This is a genomic window from Xanthomonas nasturtii (genome assembly GCF_001660815.1).
GTDB classification, from domain to species: Bacteria; Pseudomonadota; Gammaproteobacteria; order Xanthomonadales; family Xanthomonadaceae; genus Xanthomonas; species Xanthomonas nasturtii.
In genome coordinates this window covers 155,265-180,013 of record NZ_LYMI01000023.1, presented here as the reverse complement: position 1 = coordinate 180,013, position 24,749 = coordinate 155,265, and the positions used below count along the sequence as shown (strand labels likewise).

The following is a 24,749-nucleotide window of genomic DNA, read 5'->3' as shown; positions in this document are numbered from 1 at the left end:
ATGCGTCCCGCGCTAGGCTGATGCGTTGTCGAACGGCGGTCTGGTGGTCATGTCAAACGCAACGTCCTCTTCTACCGGCCTGGTGCGCGTGCGCGGGGCGCGCGAGCACAACCTCAAGAATGTGGACGTGGATGTCCCGCGCGATGCGCTGGTGGTGTTCACCGGGGTGTCCGGGTCGGGCAAATCGTCGTTGGCGTTCGGCACCATCTTTGCCGAGGCGCAGCGGCGGTATCTGGATTCGATCTCCCCGTATGCGCGGCGCCTGATCGACCAGGTGGGCGTGCCGGAAGTGGATTCCATCGACGGCCTGCCGCCGGCGGTGGCCTTGCAGCAGGCGCGCGGCGCGCCGAGTGCGCGTTCGTCGGTGGGCAGCGTCACCACCATCTCCAACGCATTGCGCATGTTGTATTCGCGTGCGGGCCAATATCCGCCGGGGCAGGAGATCATCTATGCCGATGGCTTTTCGCCCAACACACCGGCCGGCGCCTGCCCCACCTGTCACGGCCTGGGGCGCATCTACGACGCGACCGAAGCGACCATGGTGCTCGACCGCAGCCTGAGCATTCGCGACCGCGCGGTCGCCGCCTGGCCGGGCGCCTGGCATGGGCAGAACCAGCGCGACATCCTGACCACGCTGGGCCACGATGTGGATGTGCCGTGGCACACGTTGCCCAAGAAAACCCGCGACTGGATCCTGTTCACCGACGAACAACCGGTGGTGCCGGTGTATGCCGGTTACAGCCTGGAAGAGGTCAAGCGCGCCCTCAAGCGCAAGGAAGACCCCAGCTACATGGGCACCTTCACCAGTGCGCGGCGTTACGTGCTGCACACCTTTGCCACCACGCAAAGCGCGCAGATGAAAAAGCGCGTGGCGCAGTATCTGCTCAGCACGCAATGCCCGCAGTGCGATGGCAAGCGTTTGCGCCGCGAGGCACTGTCGGTGACGTTCGCCGGGCTGGATATCGGTGAGCTGTCGCGTCGGCCACTGGATGAGGTGGCCGAGTTGCTGCGCCCGGCGGCCGATGCCAGGCCGTTCAAGAACGCGCGCAAGGGCGCAAGCCAACATCCGGAAAAGGTGATCGCCGCGCAACGCATCGCTGCAGATCTGCGCGCACGGATCGCCGTGGTGCAGGCGCTGGGCCTGGGCTACCTCAGCCTGGAGCGCAGCACGCCCACCTTGTCGCCGGGCGAGTTGCAACGGCTGCGGCTTGCCACGCAGATCCGCTCGCAATTGTTCGGCGTGGTGTACGTGATGGACGAACCATCGGCCGGGTTGCATCCGGCCGATGCGCAGGCATTGCTGGGCGCCTTGGATCAACTCAAGGCGGCCGGCAATTCGGTATTCGTGGTCGAACACGAAGTGGACGTGATCCGCCACGCAGACTGGATTGTGGATGTGGGCCCGGCCGCCGGCGTGCATGGCGGGCAAGTGCTCTACAGCGGCCCGCCTGCGGGATTGGAACAGGTGCAGGCCTCGTCCACGCGGCGCTATCTGTTCGGCGCACCGCCGCCCGTGCACAGCCATGCACGCGCAGCGAGTGGGTGGCTGCAGTTGCGCGGCATCACCCGCAACAACGTGCGTGCGTTGGATGTTGACCTGCCGCTGGGTGTGTTCACCACCGTCACCGGTATGTCCGGCTCGGGCAAGTCGTCGTTGGTGAGCCAGGCGCTGGTGGAATTGCTGGCGGCCCACCTGGGGCAGACGCAGGCAGAAGAAGACGAAGCACCGGATCCGCTGGAGCGCGGCACGCAGGTGCCGCTGGGCGGCGCCATTGTGGCCGGGCTGGAGCAGGTGCGCCGGCTGGTGCGTGTGGATCAAAAGCCGATCGGCCGCACGCCGCGTTCAAACCTGGCGACCTATACCGGCCTGTTCGACCCGGTGCGCAAGCTGTTTGCCGCCACGCCCGCCGCCCGCCGGCGCCGCTACGACCCGGGGCAGTTTTCGTTCAATGTCGCCAAAGGCCGCTGCGCCACCTGCGAGGGCGAAGGCTCGGTCTACGTCGAATTGCTGTTCATGCCCAGCGTCTATGCACCGTGCCCCACCTGCCACGGTGCGCGCTACAACGCCAAGACGCTGGAGATTGAATTGCGCGGCAGCAACATCGCCCAGGTGCTGGAAATGACGGTGGATCAGGCGGCGCTGTTCTTCCCCGACGATGCCAGCGTGCTGCGCCCACTGCAGGTATTGCGCGAAGTGGGGCTGGGCTATCTACGCCTGGGCCAGCCGGCTACCGAACTCTCCGGCGGCGAAGCGCAGCGCATCAAGCTCGCCACCGAACTGCAACGCGCCCAAAGACGCGACACCGTTTACGTGCTGGACGAACCGACCACCGGGCTGCATCCGGCCGACGTGGATACCTTGATGGCGCAGCTGCAAGGGCTGGTCGACGCGGGCAACACGGTGATCGTGGTCGAGCACGATATGCGCGTGGCCGCCAGCAGCGACTGGGTGCTGGATATGGGGCCGGGTGCAGGCGGTGCAGGCGGCAACGTGGTTGTCGCAGGCACGCCGGCGGCGGTAGCTCAACACGTCAATAGCCGAACAGCTGCATTTCTTGCACCGTTGATCGTTTAGGCGACGCAGGTCGCAACTGATCGATACGGTCGGAATTCGAGTGCGCCACGTTTCGCCATCGCGCGCGGCGCTTCGCATTCGACATTCCGCGCGGTGCTCAGCGCACTACTTTAGGAGGGGAGCAGCGGGACGTTGGATGCCCGACGTGTCCGCAGCGATACATCCTGACGGATGTCATTTCTTCTGGGAGGAAGGACGACATGCGCTTAATCACAGCAAGGCAACAGCGTTACGCTCGGGGCGTGAGCGTGTTCAATTGCGTGCACACCCTGAGTTTGCCATGTCCGCGTGAGCTCGCGTCTCTGGCAGGCTCGCCGTCTGGCCTCAACTGGCTATGCGTCAGTGCGTCAATAGAACGCCTGGGCGTTGCCCGCGCCCATTGAGTGTTGTCGATCAAGCCGAGCGGATTGCCTACGCATGCTTCGCGCACTGTCAGGCATCCGTGGGCCTGCCTGATCGGGAACGCACATCTGCGGTACTTCACGCCGTGTGAGGCGTCGCCCTGCAGACGTCGCGCCGAGCATCCCATCTTTTTTGGATAGTTCGATGACTACATCACATTCCATCGCTTCCTCAAGTGCGCCTCGGTCGCTGCCGGCACCAGATTCGGCCGACGTAGCGGTGCCGACCACAGTCTCGCCGCGGCCGCCTTTCCCTGAGCCTCCGGCGCATGCGCTGGGCGCCTTGCCGGTAAGTCGACGCGCATCCAGCACATCAACCACCGCGGTCCGCCTGCGCAGTTCCCCGTCGCAGCACGGCCGCCGTGCCAGCGTGCAGCTCGACGGCGCCTCCGCGTCGGATAGCGAGGTCGCTCGCATAATTGACGCTTGTCTTGCGCGTCGGCCGGCGGTCCAGAGCGAATCGCCGCTAGGCGGCGGTGGACGTCTGCTGCGCTATGTGGCCGATCCCAAGGACCCGCGGATGCCACGCAACGAGGCGTTCTTCACCACAACGCCAGGGTTACTGATCGCAGGCTTGACCGTGCATCCGGACGTCGAACGCCGTACCGGCACAGCGCCGACCGCCGACCAGATCGCCAGCCAGCTTGCCGAGCCGCCGATTGGTCTGCTGACCGGTATCTGGCAGGCGACCGATGGTCAGTGTTTCACCTGTCGTGCTAACAAGCTGCATCGCGCCGATGTGCGTGGACGCTGGGTACCGGTTCCGCTGCCTGCCGCGTGCGGTGCAGCGGCCGATATCCGCATGCTCGGCCTGCAGGCCGATGGCGCTGTATATCTGCAGGCAGGGGCTCACTGCTGGCGCGCCGGCAGTGACCAGATATCCGTCAGCGTCGGCGATCTACCGGACGGCGCCGTGCTTCGTTTCGATGCCGATGGCAGGCCATGCCTGCTGCAGGATGGCCTGTTCCGGCGTTGCGATGAGGATAGGCCCGACCGGGTGGTGGAGTTGTTGCGTCCGGTGTCTGGCGGCCCAGGCTTCGAGCCGACGCCTGCGGTGCCGGTCGATCTGCTGCCGCTGGCGCATCCAGACGCCGGCATCGCGTTGATGCGCGATGACAAGGGGCATGTGTATGAGGCGGATCTGCGCGGCACCGGGCCGATCGCTTCACGGCGCCTGACCCTGCCGGATCGGCTGGAGCCCTCACAAGGATGGGCGGTCACGTCTATGGGGTTGGCCAACGACAACAGTGCGCATCTTGTGCTGGAAGATAGCACCGGGCACCGCATCGCGTTGCAACGGCCGGCAGGACAAGCGAGATTCCAGCCGGCGTTCATGCTCGACCGTCCGCTTCTGCTGATGCGCAGCGAAGGGCTGCAGCTGCCCGCCGATGAGGCGATACAGTCGCCGGTGGTGCTGGATGGACATGCCCGGCTGGGGCATCTGGACGGGGTGCTGCACTACTCGCCCGCGCCAGACCAGCCATGGGAGCGGCTAAAGCTTGCCGATGGCGCTCCACTCACCGGCGTTGTCTCGTTGCATACCGGAGCGCGGGGCTTCGTCGACCGTCGGCCAGTGTTTGCGCTGCTGGCTTCGCCGCCGCAACTGGTCTACATCACGCTTCCCGGTCGGACCACCTGGCTGGCGGCCGATGGGTTGCCCACCACGCCTTCCGGTGGGCCGCTCATCGTGGTGCCGGATGTGGTGGAGGTGCGCTGCAAGCCAATCGCCCGTTTCGACGAAGAGCTCGTCCAGGCGGCAGTGCATGCAGATCGCAGCGCGGTAGTGATGACGGCGTCGGGAACGTTGCTCAAGGTGGATGCGGAAGGCAACCGCGGCAGCATCCCCCCGCTGCAACGCCCGCTGGCAATCGCGATCGGGTTGGACGATGTGCTGTATGCGTTAGACCACCCTCACCAAGGGCCTGCGCAGCTATACCGGCTTGCAGAACACGGGCAGTGGGATGCGGTGCAGATCACCTTGCCACAGACGCTACCGCCACCGCGTGGGCTGCGCAGTACGCGCACCGGGCGACTCGAGGTGCAGCTGGGCGCGCGCTGGCACGCCGTGTTGCCGGCAATGACGGCTGCAGATGGCACCCTCCTGGCGGCACGCGTTGCCGCGTCTCCGTCACCCGAGGAAGTCGCCGCTGCCAGTACCCAGTCCGGTACCAATGCCCACATAAACCAGCAGCAGGCAAGTCGGATCAGTACTCCCGACCACGACGCGGCGATCAGCACGACCTTGCTGGGCACGACGTCCACCGATCCGTTAAGTTTGAACTCGAATGCGCAGGTCCTGGTCGAGAGTGGGCGCGCTCAGGCCAGCGCGCTCGCGCAAGTGATGACAGACATGGTCGGAGGTGCTGTGCGCACGCTGGCCGGATGGACCGGCGTGAGACAGCCACCCTCACCGCAGCAACAGCGACTTGCCGGCGTCCGCCAGGAGGCGATGCAGGCCCAGTCGCTTGCGCTGGAACTGTTCGACAGCTTGCCTGTCCTGGCCGAGGTGCGTATTGCCGCTGCGGCGTCTGAGCGCCAACCGGTTGATGGGCTTTCGCCCAACCAGCATGCGCAACTGGTCGCGTTGCGCGAAACGGCCTTGGCCGGGCTGTTGCGCGATCTGCGCAAGATCGGATTCCGCGATGGCGCGCTGGCCGCCGATTTTTCCATGGCGGACGGGGCCTCCATCCAGCGGACAAGTTCGAATCCCAGCTATCGCGTCGCCGAACTTTGGCGGCGGGCGCGTTCTGCGGTCACTCGCGCTGTGGTGCAAAAGGATGATGACCTGATGCCCTCATTTGACCGTTGCATCGCTGCGCTGGCCGGTGGCGCAGCGCTACATCCGCAGGCACTGAGCGACATCGAGCATGCGCTGCTTGCCGAGTTGCGTGAGGTCGTCCATCGGCTCAAGACCGCCCAGGTCGCCTTGCCGGCCCAACAGGATCAAGCCGGCAACTCAGCAGATGTGCCGAATGCGCTGCGCAGCGCCTGCCTGCTCGCAGGCTTGGTTGAGTACGATGCGCTGCTGAGCGTCGCCGACGCGCAGGCGCTGGAGGCAGCCGACGCCAGGCGGCGGCAGTCAAGGCTGCATGCGCTGGCCAAGCTGGGGCTGTCGTCCTGGCGCGAACTGGAGGCATTCGATGACGTGGTGTCGACCTTTCGGCAGGAGGTCACTACTCCCGGCAGCGCCCGCCAGCTGCAGCTGCTCAAGAGTCTTGGTCTGCCGCAGTGGAGCGCCCCAGATGAAATGGCATCGCGCATGATCGATGTGCTGCAGGACCTGTTCAATCGCAGCACCTTCTTCTCAACTCGGGTGCGCTCGGCCGAGCTGCGCGGCTCGCTGGGGTCGGTGCAATGGATGCATGTAAGTCCGATCAATGTCGGTATGGGAGGGGAGGCCATCCATGCGCTGGGCGTCGAGCGCATCGGCGATTCGAAGGACGGCGACGCGGGCTTGGTGGCCTTCTTCGTGCGCCACGCAAAAGCGACCGCGTCCGCAACCGTAGGCCTGAGGATCGATCTTGAAACGGGCCCGGGGACCGGCGGACATGTGTATGTGGACGCCCCGGGGCCAACAGTGTCTGCAACCTGGGGCGGCGCGGCCAATCTCGGCGTGGGGGGGAGCTATCAACATGGCGTGGGCGCGGCAGTCATCCTGTCGCCGGACACCATCCCCGAATTTGCCAGACTGTTGTTCGACCGGTACGCCGGCGATACCACCGGCCTGTTACGCGCAGGCGTGAATGATGGGGCAATCGGCCTGGACCTGTTCGAAACCAACATCAATGCGTCGCTCAACGTCAACCTGGCTGTGCATCCACTGGCAGTCAGGCATCCCTTCGGCGCGAAACAGCCCACCGCACAGGGCGCAGCCACCGGCAGTCCGCGCAGCGCGATTTCGGTGTCGGTGCCGGTCGGCATGACGGCGCAGATCGGTGTGCAATGGAGTCAGATGGAATTGCATCTGGACCACGCCTGGCAAGACATCATCGGCCTGGAATTCCAGGGTCGCATCGGCATTAATGCCGAGGTCAATGCCGGCATCAATTTAGGTGGCTCATTGACTTCGGTACTGGGACGCAATTTCAAACGGCTGGTCAATGCCGTCACCGGTGCCGGCACGCTGCAGCTGGCCGGTGTGCGGGTGGCGTCTAGCGACGTGCAGTTGCCAACCAACGCAATACTGGACGATACGCGCACCGGTCCGTTATTGGGCACTGCCAGCTACAAGCGCACCCTGGATACGCATGCCGCGCAGCCGGTGACGCGGCATCGATGGGACACGTTGCGCGCACGGCTCAAGGCCGTTTTTCCAGAAAGCAGTGCCGAACTGGGCGCGATGGAGCATCCGTCCACGCCGGAAGAGCGCAGTGTCCTGCTGCGCAAGGCGCTCGAACGTATTCAGGGTCCCGACGCGCTGGCCATCGAAGCTGGCGCGGCACTCGGCGGAGCAGCCCTGGCGCGACAGCGGACGCTCGCCGCGCAAGCGACTGGTGCCGCGGCGGTATCGCTATGGAAAGGCGGTACGGCAGCCGAGCGCGCGGCAGTGGTCGACATGCTGCATCAGCTGCGGCAGGAGGATGCTGCAGCCATCCAGCAGCGGGCGCGCGTGATTCCCGGCGCCCGCGTAGAGATCAACATGTTCGGACGCGAATCGCTCGACGCGGTAATCAGTCATGCCATCGGCCACTGCGCGCTGGGCGAGAAGATGCGTGACGTTGCCGAGATACGACGCAAGATTCCCGGGCTGGATGAGGTGTTGCGCAGATTCAAGGACATCCCGCATGTCAATCAGGTTCGTTTCGTGTTTGAGATGCGGCCGCAGGCGATGGTGGTGATCAACGACGCGCTGGCCGCCAGGCAGCATGCGCAGGCAGCAGGGGCACTGGGATTGCCGGCGTCCAGCGACGGGATGTCCTGGCAGGACGTTCTCGTTGCTGCGCAGCAATCGCCGGATCTGTACCGGCTTGCGGCCATCGCCGTTCACAATACCGACGAAAATCCGGTCACCAGCCGTGTCGGTCTGCCGCTGCTCAATGTGGCGTCGACGGCGGTCGCCTCGCACCAGTTGTTCCAGGCGGAGATTCAGTTCCGTTACGGGTTGTACGACCGCATCGAAGGGGCGGAAGTCCTCGAAGCCGGTGCACGTGCGCTGCGCCGCCCGCTGGACCGCCTGCAGCAGGCCGGCGTGCAGGCGCTTGGGCAACATCAGCGTGCGCAAGTGCCGCAACCGGGTACGGTCTCTCCGCGGGGCGAGCGCTCAGGGTTACAGGCGGCGCGTGAGCTTGCATTTGAACGGTATCTGCAGACGGGCACGCCGCCGGAGGGTCCTCATCTACGCGCGCTGACGCTCGAATTGGCACGCCTGGAAGAGCAAACGCTTGGAGTTGATGCGCAGCGCCGCAACTGCGCTGCGCTGATGGAGGCAGTGGGGCTCGCACAGGCCAAGGCAGGCGAACGCATCGACCGCTTGCTGGCCAGACTTGCGCCAACAGGCGAGGACATCACCGAAGCGGCGATCGCGCCGTGGAGCTTGCGCCAAGTGCTTGCGTCGTTGCACGCCTGCAGGGATGTGGTGACACAGGCCGAGCACACGCTTGACCAGGCGCACGGTCGCCTAAGTCAACTGATGGCCGGGCGCAGCGCAATGGAGGAGATTGCGGTAGCTCAGCATGCGTTCGAATTACTGCGGCAGGCTGCACAAAGTGAGTCGTCCCTGATTGCAGCGATCGACTACCTTCTGCGTCAGACCGCGGAGGCGTATGACGCGCAAGAGGCGCAACTGCGGGACCTGGACGACAGGTTGAACGACCTGTTGCAGCGTCTGGCGGATCTGCACCGCGTGTCTGAGCTAGAGCGTCAGTCTGTCGAAGATGCCGAGCGCGATGCCGACATCCGACGCCAAGCGCTGCGGGTGTTGCACATGCAGGCCACGAGCACCGATGCGTTGGCGAACGACACCGCCAGCGAGGATGAGGCAGTGCGGGCACTCGAAGAAGCGCAAACGAAGCTGAGCAGGGTCCAGCAGCAATCGGCAGAGACACGCGATCGCATCGGTGCGCTGGTGTCGTTAGCGCACGGCGTGCGCGCCAGGCTGGCTGAAGAAGCCGATGCGTTAGGCGACATCGATGCACTGACACGTGCAGCACGGCAAACCATGACACGTGCGCACGACCTCGGTGAAAAGGCGCGGGCTGCCATGCTGGCGATGTTGAGCGCACGCTACGGCGACGATGCCGCGCCAGCGGCCGATGCTGGCGATGACATCACCCTGGCCGATGAGCAAGGAGCCTGATGCGCCGGGCACACTTGAATGCCTTCCTGACCGCGCAGGCGTACGTGCGCGGGTGTGTTGCATGACGGGAGGGCGCGAGACCGGCTTCGGTGCGCCGCGGGTTGGAGCGTCAATCAGGCGCGTGTAGCCGAGGGTGATCGCGACGCAGCGACCACATGGGCAGACCGTACCGATGGCCCGCGCAGCACGCTGGTCATCGCAGCGTGCATCAGCGCAGCTGTTCAAAACTGGCCGACACAACCGGTAGCGTCGGTCGGCCGTGCCACCCACACATCGAACAGGCCCCGCTACAAGGTCGGCGGTGTGGCAGCGGCTCACCGGGCGCCAGCAGCGTCACGTCGGCACGGCGCCCGGCTGCTACCTGTGGTCTGCAGCGCTCGGATAGCGGGGGGGCGAAGGTGCAGCGCTCCACGACCTGCGGCATGCCGGGGTTTGTCATTCGGTGGCGTTCTTCGCCACTGGTCGCGCAACAGCGGACCTGATAAGTGGCCGAAACCGCGTGCGCGACGTGGAGGACCTGCAGACCGAACTACGGCATCTGTTCGATATATGGGTCGTGGAAGTCGTAGCGGCGGCGGTCGATTCGGAAAACGGTACGGGTCAGCAATTGCGGCGTGCATGCGCCCGAAGCATTGGATGCACTTTACCGGCAGCTTGAAGACACGCTGTTGCAGCTGTTGCGCCCGCATGGGTGCAGGGGCAGCGGAATGTCGGCCGAAGATTTCGACCAAATCCTGCGTTTGCGACCAACCGGCCTGAAAGCGTCGGCCAACAACGAGTTGGTCTTGAGACGGCTGTTGCCGGCCAGATCACCATGGCTGTGGCCACGGTGCGCATAGGTGCTAGCGAGGCATCAGGCAAGAAGAAGTCCGCGCGACGCTGATGCGGCGACTGACATGTACAGCACCGCTCACACTCGACGCTGCACCGCTGCGATAACACGATGGGCCCAGTGCACCGAATACATTGGGCCCATCGTCGTGACCCATGAGAGCAGCGGCAAAGGGGCTGCGTTTTCGTAAGCCATCGTATCGTTGCGCCATACATTCATACAGGCGCAACGTGCCACGCAGGTCAGTCCGCCATCACCTTGTCCGGCGTCATCGGGGTACTGCGGATGCGCTTGCCGGTGGCATGGAAGATCGCATTGCAGATGGCCGCAGACACGCCAACCAAACCGATTTCACCCACACCCTTGGCCCCCAGGCTGCTGACGATGCGATCGTCTTCGTCGGCAAAGATCACGTCGATGTCGTGGATGTCGGCATTGGCGCAGACGTGATACAGCGCCAGATCGTGATTCATGAAGCGGCCGAAGCGGTGATCGGACTGGGTGTGCTCGTGCAATGCCTGGCCGATGCCCCAGACCACGCCACCGACGATCTGGCTGCGTGCAGTGATCGGGTTGAGAATACGCCCGGCGGCAATTGCGCTGACCACGCGCGTCACCCGCACCGTGCCCAGTTCTTCGTCCACGCGCACTTCCACAAACACCGCACCATGCGTGGCACGGGTGTATTTGCGCTGCTTCAACACGTTGGGCAACATCAGGAACTTGTCTTCGATCTGCTCCAGCCCTGCTGTGCGCAACAGGTCGGTCAGGCCGATGGCGCTGCCGGCATCGCCGCGCACTGCAAGTGTGCCGTCGGCGAACACCACATCGTCGGGTTTGGCGTTGGCGAAGCGTGAGGCGGGCAGGGCCTGGGCCAGCCGCAATAACCGCGCACGCAGCTTGCCGCAAGCGCCATCCACTGCCGAGCCCACGGTGGCGACGTGCGAAGAGCCGCCTTCGATCGGCGCAACCGGCAAGGTCGAATCGCCGAGTTGAAAGGTCACTTGCTCCAGCGGCAAACCCAAGGCTTCGGCAGCGATCATTGCCATCACCGTGTAGGTGCCGGTGCCGATATCGCTGGCCGCGCTGCTGACCACCAGGCGCCCGTCGGCATGCAGCACCGCATGGGCACGCGCAAACATCTGCATCGCATCCCATTGCCCGGTGGCCATGCCCCAGCCCACCCATTCGCTGCCTTCCTTGCGTGCGCGCGGCTGCAGTGGCCGTTGCGCCCAACCGAAGCGTTCGGCGCCTTGCGCGTAACACTGGCGCAGCGCCTTGCTGGAGTAGGGCTTGTCGTCGGCGGGATTGACCTCGGCATAGTTTTTCAAGCGCAGCGCCAGCGGGTCGATACCGACCTCATAGGACAATTCGTCCATCGCCACTTCCAGCGCATGCACACCATGCGCCGCACCGGGTGCACGCATGTCCATCGGGCTGTACTGGTCCAGGCTCACCAACTTGTAGCCCAGGTGCACGTTGTCGCAGGCGTATAGCTGGCCGCTCCAGTTGACCACCACTTCCACGTAGTCTTCGATGCGCGAGGTCTCGGCGATGGCTTCGTGCCAGATGGAGCGCAAGGTGCCGTCGCGGTCGGCACCGAGCTTGAGCCGTTGCAGCGTTTCGGGGCGGTGGCCGAAGGTGAACATCTGTTGCCGCGTCAGCACCACGCGCACCGAACGATCCAGCAGGATCGACGCCATCACCGCAAGCGGCAACTGATACTGCGGGCGCAGCCCGGAGCCGAATGCGCCGCCCACATACGGGTTGCGCACCGTTACCTTGCGCTTGCTCAGGCCGAACACATGCGACACATACCAACGGCTGTTCTGCGAGCCTTGGGTCTTGTCGTAAATGGTGAAGTGACCGTCGTCATCGCGGATCACGGTGGAAGCGAACAACTCCATCGGGTTGTGATGCTCCACACCGCTGTAATAGTCGCCCTGTACCTGGCACGCGGCATTGTCGAATGCGCTCTGCGGCTCGCCCTTGTCCTTGGGAGGCGGGGAAAAACCCGCCTTCAAGGGCTTGGGCGTATGTGCACGGTCCAGATTGGTCATCAGGTTGGTGGCGTGCGGGTCCTGCAGCAACTCCACTTCCACCAGATGTGCAGCGTGACGCGCAGCTTCGAAGGTCTTGGCGACCACCAGCGCAATGGGCTGGCCGCTGTACAGGATCTTGTTGTCGTACAACGGACGGAATGGCGAACCGGCCGGCGCGGTCATGTCCTTGTAGAACAGATCCATGCCGCGCATATGCGGGCGGTTTTCGTGGGTGACGATCTCCAGCACACCGGGTACCGCGCGTGCGGCATCCAGATGAAATGCGACGATCTCGCCCTTGGCAATGCTGCTGTTGACCACCACGCCATAGGCCAGATCCGGGACCGGCCATTCGGCGGCATAGCGCGCCTGGCCGGTGACCTTTGCGCGTCCATCGATGCGCGTGACGCCGGTGCCGGTGGGACGATAACCGGTGCCGATGTCGGCAACCGGTGGGGTCAGCTCGCTGTCGGACAGGTCGGTGCTGCGTGCGTTCATGGCGATTCCTCCAGCGCAGTGGTGCGCCCGCGGTTGTCGATGGTGCCCTCGCGTGCAACGCCCAATGCACGCACGATGGCGCGGCGCGCCAGCGGCAGCTTGAAGGCGTTTTCGCCCTGCGGTTGCGCGCCCTGCAGCAGCGCATCGGCCAGGCGGCCGAAGCTGTCGTCGCTGGCCGGTTGACCGACCAGTTGCGCCTCTGCGTCGGGATTGCGCCATGGCTTGTGCGCCACGCCGCCCAGGGCAACGCGCACCTGGCGGATGCTGCCGTCTTCGGCCAACTCCAATGCGGCCGCCACCGACACCAGCGCAAACGCATACGAGAGGCGCTCGCGGATCTTGAGATACGCACTATGCGCGACGAAGCGCTGTGCGTCGGGCAGGTCGATATGCACGATCAACTCGTCCGGCGCCAAGGTGCTGTCCAGTTCCGGATGCGCGCCGGGCAGGCGGTGAAACTGCGCAAACGCAATGTCGCGCTCGCCGTTGGCGCCTTGCACATGCACCACCGCATCCAGCGCCGCCAATGCCACGCACATGTCCGAGGGGTGGGTGGCGATGCAGTGTTCGCTGGCGCCGAGAATGGCGTTGTATTTGGTCAACCCGCCAATGGCCGAACAGCCCGTGCCCGGGTCGCGTTTATTGCATGGGGTGGCATGGTCGTAGAAATACATGCAGCGCGTGCGCTGCAACAGGTTGCCGCCATTGCTGGCCATATTGCGGATCTGCGGCGAGGCGCCGGCCAGAATCGCCGCACTCAGCAATGGGTAACGCGCTTCCACTTCCGGGTGGTAAGCGGTGTCGGCATTGCGTGCCAACGCGCCCAGGCGCAGGCCGCCATCGGGTTGGGTGCTGATGCTGTCCAGCGGCAACCGGTTGATGTCGACCAGGCGGCTGGGGCGCATCACCTGCAGCTTCATCAGGTCGGTGAGATTGGTGCCGCCGGCGATCAGCCGCACCGGCGCCTCGGATGGCACCGGCTGCGCATCGCCGCTACGCACTGCGATGGCGCCAAGGGCGGCATCGACGCTGTCCGGGCGCGTATAGGTGAGCGGAATCATGCCGGCACCGTCCCTGGAATCCATGGGGTGGCCGCGCTTTCGCTGCTGTCGCTGGGCTTGCCCATCACCTCCATCACGGCGTCAGTGATTTGCGGATAGGCGCCGCAACGGCAGATGTTGCCGCTCATCAATTCACGCACCTGGTCGCGGTCGTGCGCCTTGCCTTCGTTGATCAGGCCCACTGCCGAGCACAGCTGCCCCGGTGTGCAATACCCGCACTGGAAGGCGTCGTTGGCGATGAAGGCACGTTGCAGCGGATGCAGCTCGTCGCCATCGGCCAGGCCTTCGACGGTGATGATGTCGGCGCCGTCCTGCATGACGGCCAGGGTCAGGCAGCTATTGATGCGGCGGCCATCGACCAGCACCGTGCAGGCGCCGCACTGACCGTGGTCGCAGCCTTTCTTGGTGCCGGTCAGGTCGAGGCGGTCGCGCAGCAAATCGAGCAGGCTCACCCAGGCTTCGAGTTGCAGGTGATAGGGCTGACCGTTGATGCGCAGGTTGACCGGGTAGGTCGGCGCGCTGGTGGTGGCAGTTGCCGGCGCCGTGTCATGGGCAGTGGCGGGTGTGGCATTCATGCGAACCCCGTGGCGATGGCTGAGGAGGGCCACCACCTTGACCGCGCTGTGGTCAACGCGAAGTGACCACGCGTGCGACTCGCATCGATACACCGCTGCGCAAACGCATTCAGGCGCAGCAGTGTGATCACTGTACGCTTGCGCTTGCATGCAGTGCGTGTGCGCAAGTGAGGACGGAGTGCAGTGCACTGCTGTGCGCTGAATTCGTCAGGTTGCGCGCGTACTGCAGCGCCTGCGTCCCAGCTGCTGCGACGCTGCGCCGTTATCCTTGCGGCAAGAAGATGAGGTGGCAGCAATGAGCCGGCGCGGCGGCAGTGCAGATCTTCCCTTGCATGGCGGGCGCGTTCCGCAATGGTTGGGGCAGCGGATGACGCGGCTTGGCGCGGTGATGTGCGAGGCCATCGTGCACACCTACGGGCGCGATGAATTGTTGCGGCGGCTTGCGCACCCGTTCTGGTTCCAGTCGTTCGGTGCGGTGATGGGGATGGATTGGCATTCGTCCGGTATCACCACCAGCGTGATCGGCGCACTCAAGCGTGGGCTGACGCCGCTGTCCGGCGAACTTGGCATCCATGTCTGTGGCGGCCGCGGCCGGCATTCGCGTGCCACGCCTGCGGAATTACTGGCAGTGGGCGATGCGGTGGGACTGGATGGCGCCGCACTGGCGCAGGCCAGCCGGCTGGTCGCCAAGGTGGACAGCGCGGCCGTGCAAGACGGCTTCGATCTGTATCTGCACGGCTTCATCGTCAGCAACGACGGCCGCTGGGTGGTGGTGCAGCAAGGCATGCACGGGCAGCGCAAGCAGGCACGCCGGTATCACTGGCTGTCCGAAGGTTTGAGCAGCTTTGTGGATGCCCCGCATGCCGCCATGCGCGATGTGCTCGATGGGTATCAGGCCGTGGACCTGCCGCTGCACGCGCATCTGCCCGAACACCTCTGGGCCTGGTATTGCCGCACCGCCTGAGCGCTGTTGCCAAGATGTTGACGTGCGGCGGGCGAGGCGTAGCGTGTTCGCCGGGCGGTTGCACAGGTCTGTGCCGGAGACGCGGATGCGGTCAGTTGCTGTGCAAGCGCGTGGGGTGGCGGGGCGCCAGGCACGCTTCAACGCCAGGTGAGTATCGCGGCCACTGCGCATTGACGCTGCGCTTGTTACATCGAGCCGACATCCACAGCTGAGAAGTGCCATGCCACAGACCCAAACGCGCCGCGCTGCCAGCAAGGACAAGCAGGAAGGAAAGGCGGCCAGTACCCAGGCCGGCGAATATGTGAAAGAAGAAATCGAACAGGTGCGCGAAGGCGCGCATGGGGTCAACAGCACCAAGCAGGCCATTGCGATCGGGCTGTCCAAGGCGCGCCGCGATGGCGTAGATGTTGCACCGCCCAGTTCCGCATCCAACGCCACCAAGAAAAAAGCTGCGCAAGACACTGCAGCTGCAACGTCCGACAAACCGGTTTCGCCCACACGCTCGGCCGGCACCAAGAAAGCCTTGAAGACCGCCAGCAAGAACACCAGCGCCAAGAAGACGGTAAGCAAACAGGCCTTGTCCACGCAGACCACGGGCGCCGCAAAAAAGCGCACGGCCAGTGATCGCTCGACAGCAGCGAAGAAAGCGGCAGAGACCAAGGGCCCTGCAGTGCGCAAGGTGGCTGCGAAGAAGGCGGCTGCAACGCGCAAGCGCGCGGAGTAAAAGCGCCTGCGCCATGTGGCGACGTCAACGCCGACCGAGTTGTGGCATGTCGATACTTGCGCATGCATGTGCCAACACAAGCGTGCTGCTGCCACAGGCATGCTTTCAGCCGTAATGGCCTTGCGGTTCGTGCACTTGCGTGTCCGCGCGCAAACGCACGCGCGGCCGTAGCCATTGCGCAAATGTTGCTTCGCTCCACGCGCCATTGGCCAGACCCATCATGGCAACGTATTTCTCTTCCTGCGAAGCGATGAGCTCGGCGCCGTTGAGCAGCAAAAACACCCGATAGCACACATGGGCAGTGCGTTTATTGCCATCGACGAACGGGTGGTTGCGCGCAAGCCCATAGGCCAGGCTGGCCGTCAGCTCCACCAGATCGGGCGGCGGATCACCGTAGGAGAACAGCTGTTGCGGGCGTGCCAGTGCCGAGGCCAGTAGCGCCTCGTCGCGCACTCCACTCGCGCCGCCGTGCTCGCTCAATTGACGTTCGTGGATCGCCAACGCAAGCGCATGCGTGATCCAGACCAGCATGCGCGTGTTCACTTGGCCAGCTTGTTCAGCACTTGGCGATCCTCGCGCATCACCTGCTCGGCCACATCCATCTGCGCTGCCAACGTCGGGTCGAAGGCGGTCAGCTTGATGCCGTCGGGCGTTTCCAGTGCATAGAGTTCGTCGCCCTTGCCCAGGCGCAGGCGGGCCAGCAGTTCCTTGGGCAGGATGACGCCGGCGGAATTGCCGATGGCGGTGATCTTGAGTTTCATGACGGCATCTCACGTTAGTACGTAAGTTATAACTCCAGCATCGCCCAGCCGCAAGCGGTGTGCTGAATCGGCTCAGCAAGCCAGTCTCGTCTGCTGCGACCGATGGGTGTACAAATGTACACCTTGTCCCGCCCGGCTGCTGCACGCTCATGCTCCCACTGCCCCCCCAACGCGCCGCGGTGCTGGCCTTCCTGCAGGAGCAGGCCCAGGCCGGCGTGTCGCCCAGTCTTGCCGAGATTGCGCAGGCCTTCGGGTTTGCCTCGCGCAATGCGGCGCAAAAACATGTGCAGGCCCTGGCCGAGGCCGGGTTGATCGAGCTGTTGCCCAACCAGAAGCGCGGCATCCGCATGCCCGGCGGGGCCGGGCGCGATGCGTTGCTGGCTCTGCCGGTGCTGGGGCGGGTGGCGGCCGGTGTGCCGATCGGCGCGGACATCGGCCTGGAGCGGCAACTGTGGCTGGACCGCGCGCTGTTCTCGCTGCGCCCGGATTACCTGCTGAAAGTGCAGGGCGATTCGATGATCGACGACGGCATCCTGGATGGCGACCTGGTGGGCGTGCACCGCAGCAACGAGGCGCGCGATGGCCAGATCGTTGTGGCGCGGGTGGATGGCGAAATCACCATCAAACGCCTGGAGCGTGGGCCCGAGCGCATCCGCCTGCTGCCGCGTAATCGTGCGCATGCGCCGATCGTGGTGGCAGCCGATGCCGACTTCGCAGTCGAAGGACTGTACTGCGGCCTGATCCGGCAGGGCTGACATGAGCCAGCAGCCGGCGCGCATCGGACAGGACGGCAATCCGGCAGTGGCACTGCCGCTGGACGCCCTGCTGGCCGCGCGCACGGTCTGGCGTGCGGGCCAGGGCACGGCCACCGCCAATGGTGGCCAAGCCACCGGGCATGCCGCACTGGATGCAGTACTGCCCGACGGCGGCTGGCCGCGACGTGCGTTGACCGAGTTGCTGTTGCCTGCGCATGGCATCGGTGAGATCGCCTTGCTGTTGCCCACGCTGGCACGCATGACCGCCAGCAGCAGCCGGGTGGTGTTGGTGGCGCCACCGTTCATTCCGTATGCGCCGGCCTGGCAGGCGGGCGGGGTGGTGCTGGAGCATCTGGAAGTGGTGCAGGCCGAGCCGCGCGAGGCCTTGTGGGCCTTCGAGCAATGTCTGCGCAGCGGCGCATGCGCGGCAGTGCTGGGCTGGCCGCAGACCGGCGATGCGCGTGCATTGCGCCGGTTGCAGGTGGCGGCCGACAGCGGCAACTGCTGCGCCTTCGCACTGCGCGATCGCCGCCATGCGGTGAATGCATCGCCGGCGGCCTTGCGGCTGGAATTTCTGCCCGAGCGCGATGCCTGGCAGGTACGCAAATGCCGCGGCGGGCAGGTGCCCTCGCAGCCGTTGCGGCTGGCGCATTGAGGCGCGCGCATGTTGTGGGCCTGCATATTGCTGCCGCAGCTGGCGCTGGATGCCGTCCTTCGGCGTCTGGAAGAGCCGGACGTACCGCTGGTGCTGGTGGAAGGTCCGGCGCAGTTGCGCAGCCTGCACTCGGTCAATGCCGCGGCCGCCGCGGCCGGGCTGAAGGCCGGCATGCGGCTGTCGGCGGCGCATGCGTTGATGACCCAGGTACGCACCATCGATTACGACGCACAGAGCGAAGCACGCACGCAGCGGTTTCTTGCGGCCTGGGCATATCGGCATAGTTCGTTGGTGAGCCAGCAGTGGTCGCGCGCCATCGTGCTGGAAGCCGGCGCCAGCTTTCGCCTGTTCGGCCCCTGGCCACGGTTCGAGCGGCGCCTGCGTGACGAGCTGCAGGCGCTGGGCTTCCAGCACCGGCTTGCGCTGGCACCGACACCGCGCGCCGCACGCGTGCTGGCCGGCCTGCGCGATGGCATGGTGGTGACGGAATTGCCGTCCTTGCACAGCACCCTCGACAAGGTGCCTGTACGCCGCGCCGCGTTGCCCGGCGATGTTGGCGAGCGTCTGCAGCACATGGGGGTGCGCACGCTCGCAGCGCTGCGCGGGTTGCCGCGCGATGGGCTGCGCCGGCGCTTCGGTGCCAGCCTGCTGGATCATCTGGATCGCCTCTACGGCCAGGTCGACGATCCGCTGGAGTGCTACGCGCCGCCAGACCATTTCGACCACCGCGTGGAGCTGGGCTACGAGGTGGAAACGCATCCGGCGCTGCTGTTTCCGTTGCGCCGGCTGATCGGCGACCTGTGCACGTACCTGTCCATTCGCGATGGCGGCGTACAGCGTTTTTTGCTGCGCCTGGAACACGAAGAGGGCGCCACCGATGTCGAGATCGGCCTGCTGACGCCGGAGCGTGCGCCCACGTTGCTATTCGAGCTGGCGCGCAACCGGCTGGAGCGGGTGGAGATTCCGCGCCCGGTGGTGGCGATGCGCTTGCTGGCGCGGCAACTGCCGCCGTTCGTGCCGGCCATGCGCGACCTGTTCGATCAACGCGCGCAGCAATCGGTGGAGTGGCCGCAACTGCGCGAACGCCTGCGTGCGCGGTTGGGCGATGACGCGGTGTATCGCATCCTGCCGGCCGACGACCCGCGCCCGGAGCGCGCCTGGCGTCGCGCCATCGGCGATGCGCTGCGCGAAACTGCTGCGCCGCCACGTCCGCCGCGCCCCACCTGGCTGCTACCGCAGCCGGTGCCGCTGCACGACCCGCATCTGCGCATCGTGTCCGGCCCGGAACGGCTGGAAAGCGGCTGGTGGGACGACGACGACGCGCGTCGCGATTACTACGTGGTGGAAACCGCGCGTGGCCGGCGTGGTTGGGCATTCGCCGCGCCTGGCCGGCTGGATGGCTGGATGCTGCATGGGTGGTTTGCGTGAGCGCGCACGCCTGCGCGATATCGGAGCACGGGCTGCCTGGCTGCTCATTGCGGTTTGGCGCACGCGGCCGGTGCCACGGCTCCAGACAAAACGCGGCAGGACCTGCGGCGGCGCGATCTGCTGCGCACTGGGCATCTGCAGGGCGTAGCACACAGTTGAAGGCATCCGTGCATGAGCTGGGATGACGCCATCGATGGCGTGGACCGCGACACGCCCGGCGGGCGCATGCCGCGCGGCTGGAATGTTGCCGCGCGGCTGCGCGCAGCAAACGACGACATCACCCACGCGCAGGTCGCCGATGGCTTGCCCGCGTATGCCGAGCTGCATTGCCTGTCGGATTTCTCGTTTCTGCGCGGCGCCTCCAGTGCAGAGCAGTTGTTCGTGCGCGCACAGCACTGCGGCTACAGCGCCTTGGCCATTACCGACGAATGCTCGCTGGCCGGCATCGTGCGTGGCCTGGAAGCGTCGCGCGCCACTGGCGTGCGGTTGATCGTCGGCAGCGAATTCACCCTGGTCGATGGCACGCGCTTGGTGCTGCTGGTGGAAAACGCGCAGGGCTATCGGCAGTTGTGCGCGCTGATCACCAGCGCGCGGCGTGCCGCAAGCAAGGGCGCGTATCGGTTGGGACGTGCCGACGTGGAAGCACAGTTTCGCGACGCTGTACCAGGTGTGTTTGCACTGTGGTTGCCTGGCGTGCAGCCGCAGGCAGAGCAGGGCGCCTGGCTGCAACAGGTGTTTGGCGAGCGTGCGTTCCTGGCGGTGGAACTGCATCGCGAACAAGACGATGCCGCACGCCTGCAGTCGCTGCAATTGCTTGCCCAGCAATTGGGCATGACCGCGTTGGCCAGCGGCGATGTGCACATGGCGCAGCGCCGCGAGCGCATCGTGCAGGACACCTTGACCGCCATCCGCCACACCACCCCGCTGGCCGAATGCGGCGCGCATCTGTTTCGCAATGGCGAACGCCATCTGCGTACGCGGCGTGCGTTGGGCAATATCTACCCGGATGCGCTGTTGCAGGCCACGGTGGAGTTGGCGCAACGCTGCATCTTCGATATTTCCAAGATCAGCTACACCTACCCCAAAGAGCTGGTGCCGGAAGGGCATACGCCAACCAGTTATCTACGTCAGCTTACCGAAGCCGGCATTCGCAAACGCTGGCCGGGCGGCATCTCGGCAAAGGTGCGCGAGGACATCGAGAAAGAGTTGGCGCTGATCGCGCTCAAGAAGTACGAGGCATTTTTCCTCACTGTGCAGGATGTGGTGCGCTTCGCGCGCGAGCAGGACATCCTCTGCCAGGGGCGTGGCTCATCGGCCAATTCGGCGGTGTGTTATGCGCTGGACATCACCGCAGTCAATCCCGACGAAACACGTTTGTTGATGGCGCGCTTTCTCTCCGAAAAACGCGACGAGCCGCCGGACATCGACGTGGATTTCGAACACGAACGCCGCGAGGAAGTGCTGCAGTACGTCTACAGCAAGTACGGCCGCGAACGTGCGGCGCTGGCGGCAACGGTGATCTGTTATCGCGGCAAGAGTGCGGTACGCGACGTGGCCAAGGCCTTCGGCCTGCCGCCGGACCAGATCGCGCTGCTGGCCAATTGCTACGGCTGGGGCAATGGCGAAACGCCGATGGAGCAGCGCATCGAAGAAGCCGGGTTCGATCTGGCCAACCCGCTGATCAACAAGATCCTTGCAGTGACCGAGCAGCTGCGCGATCACCCACGGCATCTCTCCCAGCATGTCGGCGGCTTCGTCATCTCCAACGAGCCGCTGTCGCTGCTGGTGCCGGTGGAAAACGCCGCCATGGCCGGGCGCACCATCATCCAGTGGGACAAGGACGATCTGGAAACGATGAAGCTGCTCAAGGTCGATTGCCTGGCCCTGGGCATGCTCACCTGCATCCGCAAGACGCTGGAGTTGGTGCGCGGCCACCGCGGGCGCGACTACAGCATCGCGACATTGCCCGGCGACGACGCGCCCACCTACAAGATGATCCAGCGCGCCGATACGGTGGGCGTGTTCCAGATCGAATCGCGCGCGCAGATGGCGATGCTGCCGCGGCTCAAACCTGCGGTGTTCTACGACCTGGTGATCGAAGTGGCGATCGTGCGTCCCGGGCCGATCCAGGGCGACATGGTGCACCCGTATCTGCGCAGGCGACAGGGCCGCGAAGAAGTGAACTATCCATCGCCGGAAGTGGAAGACATCCTCAAGCCGACCCTGGGCGTGCCGTTGTTCCAGGAGCAGGTGATGGAACTGCTGATGCATGCCGCCGATTACAGCGAGAGCGAGGCGGACAATCTGCGCCGTTCCATGGCGGCCTGGCGGCGCGGCGGCGACATGGAGCAACACCGCACGCGCGTGCGCGAGCGCATGCAGGGCAAAGGCTACGCCTCCACCTTCATCGACCAGATCTTCGAGCAGATCAAGGGCTTCGGCTCCTACGGGTTTCCGCAAAGCCACGCCGCCTCGTTCGCCAAACTCGTCTATGCCAGCTGCTGGCTCAAACGCCACGAACCGGCCGCCTTCGCCTGCGGGCTGCTCAACGCGCAGCCGATGGGGTTTTATTCGGCCAGCCAGATCGTGCAGGACGCGCGCCGCGGCAGCCCCGAGCGCGCGCGCGTGGAGGTGCTGCCAGTGGATGTGTTGCACAGCGACTGGGACAACACCCTGGTCGGCGGCCGGCCTTGGCACAGCGCTGCCGACCCTGGCGAACAACCGGCGATCCGGCTGGGCATGCGGCAAGTCGCCGGGTTATCGGAGGTGGTGGCCAATCGCATTGTCGCTGCACGCACGCAACGGGTTTTCACCGATATCGGCGATCTCTGCCTGCGCGCTGCACTCGACGAAAAAGCGCGCCTGGCCCTGGCCGAAGCCGGTGCCTTGCAGGGCATGGTGGGCAACCGCAATGCCGCGCGCTGGGCGATGGCCGGCGTGGAGGCGCGCCGCCCGCTGCTGCCGGGCAGCCCGGAAGAGCGCCCGGTGGAGTTTGAAGCCCCGCGTGCGGGCGAAGAGATTCTTGCCGATTACCGCTCGGTCGGTCTGAGCCTGCGCCAGCACCCGATGGCGCTGCTGCGCCCGCAGATGCGGCAGCGGCGCATCCTGGGCCTGCGCGAATTGCAAGGCCGCCGCCACGGCAGCGGCGTGCATGTCGCCGGCCTGGTCACCCAGCGCCAGCGCCCGGCCACTGCCAAGGGCACCATCTTCGTCACCCTGGAAGACGAGCACGGCATGATCAACGTCATCGTCTGGTCGCACCTGGCGCTGCGCCGCCGCCGCGCACTGCTGGAATCGCGCCTGCTCGCCGTGCGTGGCCGCTGGGAACGCGTGGACGGCGTGGAACACCTGATCGCCGGCGACCTGCACGACCTCAGCAACCTGCTCGGCGGAATGCAGCTGCCCTCGCGCGATTTTCATTGAGCGCTGCCCGAAGGAGCACATACCGGCAACGCAACGATGCGTCATGTCCATGCGCATGCTGCGGCTGTGCTCATACAACGCTGCATCACTGCGTGCTGTCCCGCGCATCGACAGCCAAACCGCATCACTGCCGGCATCCACGCCATCGCTTGTGACATCCCGTCGAGTTCGCTCGTGGCCACGCTCATCGCCCGGCGGGGTGCGAGATACCGCCGCCAGCGCAAAACCACAGGCGTAGGTGAATCCATCCCGCCACCGGTCACTGGCAGCAAACCGGTCTGTGCTACACCATGCAGGTCCGCGCGGCCGCGCTGGCTTGTCTTTCACCCACGAGGCGATCATGAAGTTGGAGGCGTTGTTCGACCAGTTGCCCACCTTGCCCACCGTGCCCAAGGTGGCGCAGGACCTGATCCGTCAATTCGACGATCCGCAGACCGATATCGATACGCTGGCGCACAGCATCGAGCGCGATCCGGTGATCGCCGCCAAGGTGCTGCGGCTGGCCAATTCGGCGCGCTTTCACGGCCTGCGCGATTCCACCAGTGTGGAAGACGCCGCGATGCGCCTGGGCTTCAATACGCTGCGCACCCTCGGCGATGACTGGCGCCTTTCGCGCCGGCCCGGGTTTCGACCTCAAGGCATTCTGGCGGCACAGTTTCGAAGTGGCCGGCATCGCCCGCCTGCTGGCGCGCCAGCATGGCCTGGACCCGGAAACCGCCTTTACCTGCGGCATGATGCACAACATCGGCGAGCTGCTGATCCAGTCCGGCGCCCCGGATTACGCCAGCCGCATCAACCACGACACCTCGTCTGCCGGCCATGCCGCCGAAGAGACGCTGCAACTTGGCTTCGGCTACCCGGAAGTGGGCGCCGAGCTGGTGCGTCGCTGGCAGTTGCCGGTGGTGATCCAGGAGGCCATCGCCTACCAGGTTCGCCCGGCCGCCGCACCCGACGGCGCGCGCATGCCGTTGCTGGTCGCCCAGGCCGTGCAGGTCTCCGACGCCCTGCATGCCCATCGTGGCGACACTGCGGCGGCACTGGAGGCGGTGCGTGGGCCGCTGATGGACGGCGTGGATCTGGACGCGTTGTTCGCCGCGCTGCCTGATGTCATCGAGGCCGACCGCACGTTTGCCGAGTTGCTGAATTGAACAGTGGTTGCCGCTGCGTCACTCCAGGCGCAGCGGCTCGAACGCGCAGTCCGCCGCGCTGCGGATGTCCTCGCTCCGGGAACAGGCATAGAACTGATCCTGCCCAGGCGCTGGCGCTTGATCGAGCTGCCAGCGGGATGGGTGCTGCAGTGTGACGATCAGGTTGCGTTGCGTTTTCGGCGTCAGGCGATCGAAGTAGGCCAGATCCACCACCGTGTCACCGCGTAACGCGTAGCTGCAATTGACCAGTACTCCGGTGCTGGGCGCCGCTGCGGCGCGAGTGCCGTAGTAGAGCGCCGATGACAGATGCCGTGGACTGCCCGCGTTGGGCTGCAGCGTACTGGCCCACACGCCGCTTCCGGAGCCGACGTCGAGCCGGACAGGGGCGCGATAGCGTCCGGCCTCGTAGTGCACCGTTTCAGGTGCCGGGCATTGTGCCGCATCCTGCGCAGGCTGCTTGCCGGCTGCATCGGCGGCGGCCGGCGGCAGCAGCATGCCGGCAAGAATCAATGGTGTCAGCGGACGGATCATGTGTCGGACCTTTGGGTACGTGGCTGCGGTATGCGATGGAAGGCCGATGAAACAGGCTTGGCGGTCAGCGCACGCCGCATC

General features: G+C 65.5%; 15 protein-coding genes and 1 pseudogene. 9 read left to right on the top strand and 7 right to left on the bottom strand.

Translation table 11 applies throughout. The features are described from left to right. Positions 1-49: 49 nt before the first annotated feature. Positions 50-2,575: an excinuclease ABC subunit UvrA gene (locus A7D16_RS10465; protein WP_064632416.1), complete on the top strand. Its 2,526-nt coding sequence runs from the start codon at positions 50-52 to the stop codon at positions 2,573-2,575. 684 nt (positions 2,576-3,259) lie between these two features. After that, entirely contained in the window at positions 3,260-9,271 is a 6,012-nt protein-coding gene (locus tag A7D16_RS10460; RefSeq protein WP_064632370.1) for a coiled-coil domain-containing protein, read from the top strand. A 1,074-nt stretch (positions 9,272-10,345) separates the two neighbouring features. On the opposite strand, the gene A7D16_RS10455 is transcribed toward A7D16_RS10460, so the two are convergent. The 3 genes from A7D16_RS10455 to A7D16_RS10445 are packed head-to-tail and all read right to left on the bottom strand — an operon-like array spanning position 10,346 to position 14,279. Then, a complete protein-coding gene (locus A7D16_RS10455) occupies positions 10,346-12,643 on the bottom strand; it encodes a xanthine dehydrogenase family protein molybdopterin-binding subunit (RefSeq protein ID WP_064632369.1) in 2,298 nt (765 codons plus the stop codon). Continuing rightward, entirely contained in the window at positions 12,640-13,728 is a 1,089-nt protein-coding gene (locus A7D16_RS10450) for an FAD binding domain-containing protein (RefSeq protein WP_064632367.1), read from the bottom strand. The genes A7D16_RS10455 and A7D16_RS10450 overlap by 4 nt, the downstream gene beginning before the upstream one ends. Beyond that, entirely contained in the window at positions 13,701-14,279 is a 579-nt protein-coding gene (locus A7D16_RS10445; RefSeq protein WP_064632365.1) for a (2Fe-2S)-binding protein, read from the bottom strand. Before A7D16_RS10445 ends, A7D16_RS10450 begins: the two co-directional genes overlap by 28 nt. Before the next feature lie 295 nt (positions 14,280-14,574). On the opposite strand from A7D16_RS10445, the gene A7D16_RS10440 reads away from it, so the two are divergent. Next, on the top strand, positions 14,575-15,243 hold the full coding sequence (locus A7D16_RS10440) for a DUF763 domain-containing protein (RefSeq protein ID WP_167350642.1): 669 nt from the start codon (positions 14,575-14,577) through the stop codon (positions 15,241-15,243). A 220-nt stretch (positions 15,244-15,463) separates the two neighbouring features. Beyond that, the gene (locus A7D16_RS10435) at positions 15,464-15,967 is read left to right on the top strand and encodes a DUF6496 domain-containing protein (protein ID WP_064632363.1); all 504 of its coding nucleotides are present in this window, start codon (positions 15,464-15,466) and stop codon (positions 15,965-15,967) included. Between the two features lie 105 nt (positions 15,968-16,072). Here the strand turns inward: A7D16_RS10435 and A7D16_RS10430 are convergent, their stop codons facing one another. Both A7D16_RS10430 and A7D16_RS10425 read right to left on the bottom strand, forming a co-directional pair. Then, positions 16,073-16,498, bottom strand: a complete 426-nt coding sequence (locus A7D16_RS10430; RefSeq protein ID WP_064632414.1) for a type II toxin-antitoxin system death-on-curing family toxin — start codon at positions 16,496-16,498, stop codon at positions 16,073-16,075. 8 nt (positions 16,499-16,506) lie between these two features. Further along, positions 16,507-16,728, bottom strand: a complete 222-nt coding sequence (locus tag A7D16_RS10425) for an AbrB/MazE/SpoVT family DNA-binding domain-containing protein (RefSeq protein ID WP_003490241.1) — start codon at positions 16,726-16,728, stop codon at positions 16,507-16,509. A 149-nt stretch (positions 16,729-16,877) separates the two neighbouring features. On the opposite strand from A7D16_RS10425, the gene lexA reads away from it, so the two are divergent. From lexA to A7D16_RS10405, 4 genes are all read left to right on the top strand, one after another. Continuing rightward, positions 16,878-17,483, top strand: coding sequence for a transcriptional repressor LexA (lexA, locus tag A7D16_RS10420; protein ID WP_064632361.1), 606 nt, complete (start codon positions 16,878-16,880; stop codon positions 17,481-17,483). 1 nt (position 17,484) lies between these two features. Continuing rightward, complete coding sequence (gene imuA, locus A7D16_RS10415; protein ID WP_064632358.1) at positions 17,485-18,138, top strand: translesion DNA synthesis-associated protein ImuA; 654 nt, start codon at positions 17,485-17,487, stop codon at positions 18,136-18,138. A 9-nt stretch (positions 18,139-18,147) separates the two neighbouring features. After that, entirely contained in the window at positions 18,148-19,566 is a 1,419-nt protein-coding gene (locus A7D16_RS10410; RefSeq protein WP_064632356.1) for a Y-family DNA polymerase, read from the top strand. Positions 19,567-19,737: 171 nt separating this feature from the next. Next, on the top strand, positions 19,738-22,989 hold the full coding sequence (locus tag A7D16_RS10405; protein ID WP_064632354.1) for an error-prone DNA polymerase: 3,252 nt from the start codon (positions 19,738-19,740) through the stop codon (positions 22,987-22,989). A 283-nt stretch (positions 22,990-23,272) separates the two neighbouring features. On the opposite strand, the gene A7D16_RS24085 is transcribed toward A7D16_RS10405, so the two are convergent. Next, positions 23,273-23,512, bottom strand: a complete 240-nt coding sequence (locus A7D16_RS24085) for a hypothetical protein (RefSeq protein WP_239686983.1) — start codon at positions 23,510-23,512, stop codon at positions 23,273-23,275. On the opposite strand from A7D16_RS24085, the pseudogene A7D16_RS10400 reads away from it, so the two are divergent. After that, positions 23,396-24,137, top strand: a pseudogene (locus A7D16_RS10400) (HDOD domain-containing protein). The gene A7D16_RS24085 and the pseudogene A7D16_RS10400 sit on opposite strands and share 117 nt — an antisense overlap. An 18-nt stretch (positions 24,138-24,155) precedes the next feature. Here A7D16_RS10400 and A7D16_RS10395 read toward each other — a convergent pair. Beyond that, positions 24,156-24,632 (bottom strand): DUF3757 domain-containing protein, encoded by a 477-nt coding sequence (locus A7D16_RS10395; RefSeq protein WP_239686982.1) that lies wholly within the window; start codon positions 24,630-24,632, stop codon positions 24,156-24,158. Between the last annotated feature and the right edge of the window lie 117 nt (positions 24,633-24,749).

Excerpts from the sequence above, each read along its gene's own strand:
- lexA (WP_064632361.1), top strand. The coding sequence starts at position 16,878 with ATGCTCCCACTGCCCCCCCAACGCGCCGCGGTGCTGGCCTTCCTGCAG.
- A7D16_RS10425 (WP_003490241.1), bottom strand. The coding sequence starts at position 16,728 with ATGAAACTCAAGATCACCGCCATCGGCAATTCCGCCGGCGTCATCCTG.
- A7D16_RS10435 (WP_064632363.1), top strand. The coding sequence starts at position 15,464 with ATGCCACAGACCCAAACGCGCCGCGCTGCCAGCAAGGACAAGCAGGAA.
- A7D16_RS10465 (WP_064632416.1), top strand. The coding sequence starts at position 50 with ATGTCAAACGCAACGTCCTCTTCTACCGGCCTGGTGCGCGTGCGCGGG.
- A7D16_RS10410 (WP_064632356.1), top strand. The coding sequence starts at position 18,148 with ATGTTGTGGGCCTGCATATTGCTGCCGCAGCTGGCGCTGGATGCCGTC.
- imuA (WP_064632358.1), top strand. The coding sequence starts at position 17,485 with ATGAGCCAGCAGCCGGCGCGCATCGGACAGGACGGCAATCCGGCAGTG.
- A7D16_RS10430 (WP_064632414.1), bottom strand. The coding sequence starts at position 16,498 with ATGCTGGTCTGGATCACGCATGCGCTTGCGTTGGCGATCCACGAACGT.
- A7D16_RS10395 (WP_239686982.1), bottom strand. The coding sequence starts at position 24,632 with ATGCTGCTGCCGCCGGCCGCCGCCGATGCAGCCGGCAAGCAGCCTGCG.
- A7D16_RS10450 (WP_064632367.1), bottom strand. The coding sequence starts at position 13,728 with ATGGATTCCAGGGACGGTGCCGGCATGATTCCGCTCACCTATACGCGC.
- A7D16_RS10405 (WP_064632354.1), top strand. The coding sequence starts at position 19,738 with ATGAGCTGGGATGACGCCATCGATGGCGTGGACCGCGACACGCCCGGC.
- A7D16_RS10455 (WP_064632369.1), bottom strand. The coding sequence starts at position 12,643 with ATGAACGCACGCAGCACCGACCTGTCCGACAGCGAGCTGACCCCACCG.
- A7D16_RS10440 (WP_167350642.1), top strand. The coding sequence starts at position 14,575 with ATGAGCCGGCGCGGCGGCAGTGCAGATCTTCCCTTGCATGGCGGGCGC.
- A7D16_RS10445 (WP_064632365.1), bottom strand. The coding sequence starts at position 14,279 with ATGAATGCCACACCCGCCACTGCCCATGACACGGCGCCGGCAACTGCC.